We start from the raw sequence: 8,028 nt of genomic DNA on the forward strand, positions 1-8,028 counted from the left end.
GATGGCCAGTTCCGAACAGCAACGAAGAACCGCACGACGACGAACGACACGACGGCCGCGATCGCAGAGACGATCGGCCCCGTGACCGAACGCCGCGTGACCGACACCGCGCGTCGTGAGAGGACGCGGTGACCGGGGCAGGCGCAGGGCGCCGCCCGATCACGACACGAGACCACCCGCCGACGGCTCGACCTCGGCGGGGCGAGGAGCGCACCACCCGTGGTGAACAACAGAGACGACACCAGCAACGAGACCGGTCCGAAGAAGCGACGCGGCCTGTTCAGCGGGCTCCGCGCCCGCCAGGCCGCCGCACCGGTGGAGCGACGCGCCCTGGCGGCCTCGCCGCCCGCCGCCGACAGCACCCTCCGGACCACCCGACGAGACGACGCCCAGGAGGCATCAGCCGTGACCAACGAGAACGAGGTCCCGGTGCAGCCGGCGACCACCCAGCCCGAGACCACGACCGACACCCCGATCGAGTCCCTGGTCGACCCGACCGCGGTCGACGACCCCACCGAGACCACCCCGGTCGAGCGGGCCGACGCGGCCGTCGCCGCGGCGGAGGCGGTGCGCCAGAGCGAAGAGGCCCCGTCGTCGCCCATCCCGGCGCAGCTGACGACCACCAGCCTGATCTTCCACGCCCCCGAGATCGTGCCGCTGCCGGCACGACCCGGTCGGCGTCGGTCCGACCGCGACGACGAGGGCTACGACGGCTACGACGACGCGGACGAGTCCGACGACGACGGCTACGACGGCGACGACGAGCCGCAGCAGCCGAGTTCGCGCCGCCGGTCGCGTGGCCGCTCGCACGACCGCGAGGAGCGCGACTCCGAGCAGCGTCAGCAGTCCGACCGCGCCCCGCGCGAGCGCCCGCAGCGCCAGGCCGAGCTCATCACCGAGCCGCAGCGCATCAAGGGCTCGACCCGTCTCGAGGCCAAGAAGCAGCGTCGCCGCGATGGTCGCGACGCCGGTCGCCGCCGCACGGTCATCACCGAGGCCGAGTTCCTCGCCCGTCGCGAGTCCGTCGACCGCAAGATGATCGTCCGCTCGTCGGGCGACCGCATCGAGATCGGCGTGATGGAGGACGGCACGCTCGCCGAGCACTACGTCGCGAAGGCGCAGAACGTGTCGCTGATCGGCAACGTCTACCTCGGACGCGTGCAGAACGTGCTCCCCTCGATGGAGGCCGCGTTCGTCGACATCGGACGCGGGCGCAACGCCGTGCTCTACTCCGGCGAGGTCGACTGGGACAGCCTCTCGAACGGCAACCAGCCCCGCCGCATCGAGCTGGCCCTCAAGCCCGGCGACCGCGTGCTCGTCCAGGTCACCAAAGACCCGGTCGGCCACAAGGGCGCCCGCCTCACCAGCCAGATCTCGCTGCCCGGCCGCTACCTGGTCTACGTGCCCAACGGCTCGATGAACGGCATCAGCCGCAAGCTGCCCGACACCGAGCGCGCCCGCCTGAAGAAGATCCTCAAAGAGGCCCTGCCGGAGAACACCGGCGTCATCGTGCGCACCGCCGCCGAGGGCGCCACCGAAGAGCAGCTGACCCTCGACGTCAAGCGCCTGCTGAACCAGTGGGCCGACATCGAGAAGAAGGTCGAGGTCGGCAACGCGCCGAACCAGCTGCACTCCGAGCCCGACCTGCTGATCAAGATCGTCCGCGACGTCTTCAACGAGGACTTCCACGAGATGGTCATCGACGGCGACGAGGCGTTCGACACCCTGCAGTCGTACCTCGCGGCGGTCGCGCCCGACCTGATGGACCGCGTCAAGCGCTACGAGGGCGAGAAGGACGCCTTCGACGAGTACCGCCTCAACGAGCAGATCGAGAAGGCGCTCGACCGCAAGGTCTGGCTGCCGTCCGGCGGCTCGCTGGTCATCGACCGCACCGAGGCCATGACCGTCGTCGACGTCAACACCGGCAAGTTCGTGGGCTCGGGCGGCAACCTCGAAGAGACGGTCACGAAGAACAACCTCGAGGCGGCCGAAGAGATCGTCCGCCAGCTGCGTCTACGCGACATCGGCGGGATCATCGTCGTCGACTTCATCGACATGGTGCTCGAGTCGAACCGCGACCTCGTGCTGCGTCGACTGGTCGAGTGCCTGAGCCGCGACCGCACGAAGCACCAGGTGGCCGAGGTCACCTCGCTGGGTCTCGTCCAGATGACGCGCAAGAAGCTGGGCCTCGGTCTGGCCGAGTCGTTCTCCGAGGCCGGCAGCGCCGCTCGCGTCCAGGAGCAGCAGCCGCAGGGTCGGGGCAAGAACGACCAGCAGCGTCGCCGAGGAGGCGCGGCGCAGCCCGCCAAGTCGGCTGGCGGCGGCCAGAACCAGGGCAACGGCGGCGCCGCGGGTCGTGGCGGCTCGGCTGCGCCGGCGGCGTCCGGGCCCTCGACTGGCACGCACGCCATCACCGAGGACGTCAAGAACGCCCTGTCGCGCATCGCGGCGTCGACCATCGCCCACGCCGAGGACGGCGACCGCAGCACCGACTCCGCGACGGAGGCGGCTGCGGCCGTCGAGGCCGCGATCGACGCAGCGGCCTCCGCGGCGGTCACGCCGCCGGCCGGCGACGAGTCGTCCACCGACGACTCGTCGACCTCGGGAGACGAGCCGAAGCGCGGTCGAGGCGCCCGCAAGGGTCGACGCGGCGGACGCGCGTCGTCCCGCGACGAGGCGACGACCTCCGAGTCGTCCGCCGCCTCGCCCGACGAGGCCTCGACCGACGCCGGCTCGTCGCCGATCGTCGAGGTCGACAGCACCGTCCGCGCCACGGTCGTGGTGCCGCCCACCACGGCGCCCGAGCCCCAGGCCCCCGCCGCCGACAAGGTCGAGCGCAGCACCGAGCCCCGCCGGTCGCGGGCCACGGTGTCGACGCCCGACGCGACCGTCGCGATCCTCGACATCCCGGTCGCGACGACCCGACGCGAGCCGCGTCGGATCAGCAAGGACGACGCCGAGCAGCTGCTCGACTCCGTCCTCGGCGCGCTGCCCGAGCCGAAGCAGCCCGGCCAGGGGCGCGGTCGTTCGCGCCGCGCCTCCAGCTCGGGCACGGCACCGGCGTCGGCGCCGACCGCCGCGCCGACCGAGTCGGGCCCGTTCATCCTCGGAGTGGGTGTCAGCTCCGACGACCTCTGAGTCGTCTAGGGTGTCTGCGTGACTCCGACCCAGCCCGGAACCCCGACCGTCAGGTCGAGGTTCCGGGCTGTCGTCGTCTCGACCCGCAGCGCCGAGGGCCGCGAGTCGTTCCTCATCGCCGCGGCCGCTCTCGGCGTGCTGCTCGTCGTCCGTTTCGCACTCGGTCTGCTCGCCCTCGTCGGGTCGGCCATCGGCTTCTCGGCGACGGCCTTCCCGAGCGGTTTCGCGGCGACCCCCGTGGGGCAGTTCCTCGGCGGCTTCGTCCTCTACCCGTTCCCGTTCTACCTGGCCGCCTTCGCCGTCCTCGTGCTCGTGCGGCCGATCAGGGCGCGCGACGGCCTCGACGTCGTGCTGCGCAGCACGCTCGTCGCCGGTCTCGCCGGCACGGCCGCGCTCATCCTGGTGGGCGTCGCGCCGGGCGTGGCGCTGTCGCGGGAGGGCGGCACCTGGGTCAATCTGGCCCTGTACCTGACGACCATCCCGCTGTCGGCGGGCGTGGTCGACACGGCCGTGCTCGTGCTCGGCGGGGTGCTGGCCCGGTCGTGGCTGCGTGGGGGAGACCCCGCATCCCCGACGCACGATGGCGAGAGCGACGCCCTCGCGATCGACCACGAGACGGACGTCGACGCCGATCCATCGGCGGCCGCTCCCGCCGAGGCGGCCCTGCCCGTCGACGGGTCCGCACCGGGGCGGGTCGTCCCGGCCGCGCCCACCGCGCCTCCTTCGTCCGACGACTGGACGCGCTACGCGCCTCCGCCCGCCCGTGACGAGTCCGGCCGGTGACGGCGCCTCTCCGCGAACGCCATCTCGTCGACCACACGGTCGACGGTCCGGTCCGTCGTCGCCGCTCTCCACGCAGCCGTCTGCTCGCCGTCGGCGCGGCCGTCGCGCTCGTCCTCGTCGCCATCCGCCTTGTCACACCGGCCCTCGGCCCCGGCCTCCTGCCGAACACCCTGCAGGACTTCGTCACGCTCACGATCTCGGTCATCGTCGAGTCCATGCCGTTCGTGCTGCTCGGCATCGTCCTGTCGATCGTCGTGCAGGTCTGGCTGCCTCAGGCGTTCTTCACGTCGTGGCTGCCGAAGCGTCCGCTGCCGCGTCGGGCGGTCATCTCGTTCCTCGGGATGTTCCTGCCCGTCTGCGAATGCGGCAACGTGCCCCTGGCCCGTGGTCTCGTGCTCAAGGGCTTCACGGTGTCCGAGTCGATGACCTTCCTCCTCGCGGCGCCGATCCTCAACCCGATCACGATCATCACCACCCACCAGGCGTTCGGCTGGGACGGCGGGATCCTCGTCGCACGTCTCGTCGGCGGTTTCGTGATCGCGAACCTGATCGGCTGGCTGTTCAGCAAGCACCCCGATCCCGAGAGCCTCCTGACCTCGTCGTTCGCGGCCGAGTGCGCCGTCGCCGACGACCACGGTCACGGGGTGAGCCGCCTGTCGCAGAGCGTCGACCTGTTCCGTCGCGAGATGTCGACCATGATGCCGGCGCTCTTCATCGGGGCGGCGATCGCGGGGGCCATCCAGACGGCGGTGCCGCGCTCGGTGCTCGTCACCCTCGGCAGCAACCCCGTCTGGTCGGTGCTGGCCATGATGCTGCTGGCCTTCGTGATCTCGATCTGCTCCAACGTCGACGCCTTCTTCGTCCTGCCCTTCGCCTCGACCTTCATGCCGGGCGGCATCGCCGCGTTCCTCGTCTTCGGACCGATCATCGACGTCAAGATGCTCGCACTGCTGCGGACGACGTACCGGCCCCGCGTCCTGGCCCAATTGACCCTCGTGGTGGCGCTCACCAGCGCCGCCATCGGACTGGTGGTGAACTTCCTTGCGTGATCGACTCCCGTCCCTGCGACGCTCTCCGGCTCGTCTGGCCGACCGATGGCAGGGCGTGCTCCTGACCCTCGTCGTGGGCGTCGCGACCCTGTGGCTCGCGGCCACGGGGCAGCTCATCCTGTACATCCACCCGCGGTACGTCGTCTTCACGGTCATCATGATCGCCATCGGCATGGTGCTGTCGATCGGCGTGCTCGCGCTCGCCCCCGCCCGGGGCGACGACGACCACGATCACGACCACCCGGGTGGGCACGACCACGACGACGATCCCGCTGCTGCCCTGCGCCCCCGCCGGCCACGGCGTGGTCGCGCCGCGGCCCGCGGCATCGCCGTCGGCGCGGGCGCGCTCGTGACGATCGTCATGGCCGTCGCCCTCGTCGCCCTGCCCCCGGCGACCCTCACCAGCGCCACGGCCGGGCAGCGCGACGTGAACTCGTCGACCGCCGCGCTCGACGGCACCAGCGTCGACGACGCGACGGGCGCCTCCGACGAGACCTACGCGTCGTTCTCGATCCTCGACTGGGCCGGTCTGCTGCGGCAGACCACCGATCTCTCGTTCTACCAGGGCAAGACCGCCGACCTGGTCGGCTTCGTCGTGCCGTCGGGCGACGACCCCGACGTGTTCTACGTGTCGCGGTTCATCATCACCTGCTGCGCCGTCGACGCGCAGCCCGTGGGCGTGCCCGTGTACCTCCCCGACTGGCGCGAGCAGGTCGACGCCGACGACTGGATCGACGTCTCCGGCGGATTCCAGGCGAACCAGAGCGGTGCGACCGACGACCCGATCGCCCTCGTGCCCGACGAACTCGAGAAGGTCGGCCAACCGCGTGACCCCTACCTCTACTGACCGCTGGTCGGCGGAGCGCGAGCGGGCCCACGACGAGGGCGCCGGTCTCGACCAGGCCGACCTCTCGCGACGGCAGGGGCGTCGATTCGTCGCCGTCGTGATCGTGCTCGCGGTCGTCTGCACGATCTTCGGCGTCCTGACCCACCTGCAGGGTCCGAAGCTGACCGAGACGCAGATCGACGAGACCGCCGTGGTGGCGCAGTCGGGTCAGCAGCTGCGCCTGTTCGCCAACCAGGTGCTGGCCCACGTCGACGCCGACCAGGTCGAGGTGTCTCCGGCCGCGCCGCACACCGTCTCGACCTCGGGCGACGTCATCGCGGTGCAGTTCACCGACCGGCTGAGATACGGCACCGAGTACACCGTGACGGTCGACGGCGTCTCGAGCGTCTACCAGGCCCAGCCGTCGACCCTGACGACGACCTTCAGCACCGCGGCGGCCGCGACCTACCGCATCGTCCACGGTGCGGACGGCGCCGACGACCGCATCGAGCGGGCGCCGCTGACCGGCGGCGCCGATCGCACCCTCGTCTATCAGGCCGCGCGCATCCAGGCCTTCGAGGTCTTCGACACGGCGGTCGCGGTCGTGACCGACGACGGCACCACCTCGACGCTCAGCCTGGTCTCTCCCGACGGGGTGGCGGTGGAGACCCTTCCGCTGCCCGACGGCCCGGGGCTGATCACCCGCTTCGGCGCGGACGCCGCCTCGACGACGATCGCCTTCTCGTGGCGGCCGCAGGGCTCCGAGACCGACACCCTGTACACGCTGCCCCTCCAGGGCCAGCGCGCCGTGACCCCGGTGCAGTCCATCGCCGGCGAGCCCATCACCGTGCTCGACTGGTTCTTCGTGCCGGGCCGGGCCACGGTCGTGGTCCAGTCGGCGGACGAGACCGTCGCGGCGTTCGATCTGACCGGCGCCGCGCCTCCTCGGCCCTACGGCACCTTCGTCTCGCTGCAGGGCGTCGCGCTCGACGGCGGCACCTTCGTGGCGGCGACGGCGCTGCAGTCGTCGCGGGTCGACCTCGACACGGGTGAGCAGACGCCGATCCCGTTCTCGGCGGTCGAGGGCGGCACGCCGTTCCGCGGCGAGCTGGTCGCCGTGGGCGAGACGACCTACGTGCAGCAGGTCGCGGTCCCGGCCGCCGACGGGAGCTCGTATCGCAACCTCGTGGTCGTCGACGACCTGAAGGAGGCGCGGGCCCTGTACGAGCCGTCGGCCGTCGGGACGACCATCGAGGGCTTCTCCGTCTCACCCAACGGGCAGTACCTCGCGGTCGAGACGGCCGAGGCGACGGCCGAGACCGACTTCAGCTACACCATCGATCCCGTGCCGACCACGGTGACGACGACCATCGTCGACATCTCGACGGGCGGCGTGGTGGCGAGCTTCGCAGGGCACTCCACCGCCTGGTGACCGGGTCGGTCGGGCCGTCGGTCCCTCAGGCGGTCAGGCCCCGCTTGACGCGCTGGGACACGCGCAGCCCGCTGCTCTCGAGGCGCCGGGCGAGCTCGAGACCGCTGATCGGACGGGCGCCCGCCTCGATCAGGTCGGCGCACCGCGAGAGGGGGACGTCGTAGTGATCGTGGTCGAAGCCGCGCCGGGGGATGCCGTTCGCGGCGGCGAAGCGGTGCAGCTCGTCGTACGACTCGTCGCTGACGAGGTGGGCCCAGACGGTGTCGTGGGCCGGCCACACGGGGTCGTCGATCAAGATGGTCACAGGCACACGGTAGTCCGAGTGCGTTGACGGCGGCCGAAGCCGCCGTGTAATCTAAGCGGTTGGTACGCATCGGCCCACGACCACGTCGTCGGCCCTCCGCGACGAACGGCCGCCGGGCTCAGGCTCCGCCGTCCGCCACCGCACGAACCGTGCGACGAGGCGGCCCCTCGTACATCCCCTGAGACATTAAGGAACACACATGGTCTACGCAGTCGTGCGCGCCGGTGGTCGGCAAGAGAAGGTCGAGGTCGGCACGATCGTCACCCTCGATCGACTGAAGGCCGACACCGGCGACAGCATCACCCTCGCCCCGGTCCTCCACGTCGACGGCGACACGATCCTCTCGACCGCCGACGCCCTGTCGAAGATCACGGTGACCGCCGAGGTCCTCGGCGATCTGCGCGGCCCGAAGATCGTCATCCAGAACTACAAGAACAAGACCGGGTACAAGCGTCGCATGGGCTTCCGTGCCGACCTCACCCGCGTCAAGATCACC

7 protein-coding genes are annotated in these 8,028 nt (G+C 71.2%); 6 read left to right on the plus strand and 1 reads right to left on the minus strand.

Features of this window, described 5'->3' with window-relative positions:
* Positions 1 to 219: 219 nt before the first annotated feature.
* The 5 genes from SOM13_RS01690 to SOM13_RS01710 are packed head-to-tail and all read left to right on the plus strand — an operon-like array spanning position 220 to position 7,228.
* Positions 220 to 3,138, plus strand: coding sequence for an Rne/Rng family ribonuclease (locus tag SOM13_RS01690; protein ID WP_414655503.1), 2,919 nt, complete (start codon positions 220 to 222; stop codon positions 3,136 to 3,138).
* Positions 3,139 to 3,156: 18 nt separating this feature from the next.
* On the plus strand, positions 3,157 to 3,921 hold the full coding sequence (locus tag SOM13_RS01695; protein ID WP_320478510.1) for a hypothetical protein: 765 nt from the start codon (positions 3,157 to 3,159) through the stop codon (positions 3,919 to 3,921).
* The gene (locus SOM13_RS01700) at positions 3,918 to 4,970 is read left to right on the plus strand and encodes a permease (protein WP_192060009.1); all 1,053 of its coding nucleotides are present in this window, start codon (positions 3,918 to 3,920) and stop codon (positions 4,968 to 4,970) included. The genes SOM13_RS01695 and SOM13_RS01700 overlap by 4 nt, the downstream gene beginning before the upstream one ends.
* A gap of 55 nt (positions 4,971 to 5,025) precedes the next feature.
* Positions 5,026 to 5,817, plus strand: a complete 792-nt coding sequence (locus SOM13_RS01705) for a TIGR03943 family putative permease subunit (protein WP_320478508.1) — start codon at positions 5,026 to 5,028, stop codon at positions 5,815 to 5,817.
* Positions 5,798 to 7,228, plus strand: coding sequence for a hypothetical protein (locus tag SOM13_RS01710; protein ID WP_320478732.1), 1,431 nt, complete (start codon positions 5,798 to 5,800; stop codon positions 7,226 to 7,228). Before SOM13_RS01705 ends, SOM13_RS01710 begins: the two co-directional genes overlap by 20 nt.
* A gap of 25 nt (positions 7,229 to 7,253) precedes the next feature.
* Here the strand turns inward: SOM13_RS01710 and SOM13_RS01715 are convergent, their stop codons facing one another.
* Positions 7,254 to 7,532, minus strand: a complete 279-nt coding sequence (locus SOM13_RS01715; RefSeq protein WP_192060013.1) for a DUF4031 domain-containing protein — start codon at positions 7,530 to 7,532, stop codon at positions 7,254 to 7,256.
* A 199-nt stretch (positions 7,533 to 7,731) separates the two neighbouring features.
* On the opposite strand from SOM13_RS01715, the gene rplU reads away from it, so the two are divergent.
* Positions 7,732 to 8,028: 50S ribosomal protein L21 (gene rplU, locus SOM13_RS01720; RefSeq protein ID WP_320478733.1), on the plus strand; the 297-nt coding region annotated here is incomplete at its 3' end.

The sequence above is a fragment of the Frigoribacterium sp. CFBP9030 genome (genome assembly GCF_034045195.1).
Classification (GTDB): Bacteria; Actinomycetota; Actinomycetes; order Actinomycetales; family Microbacteriaceae; genus Frigoribacterium.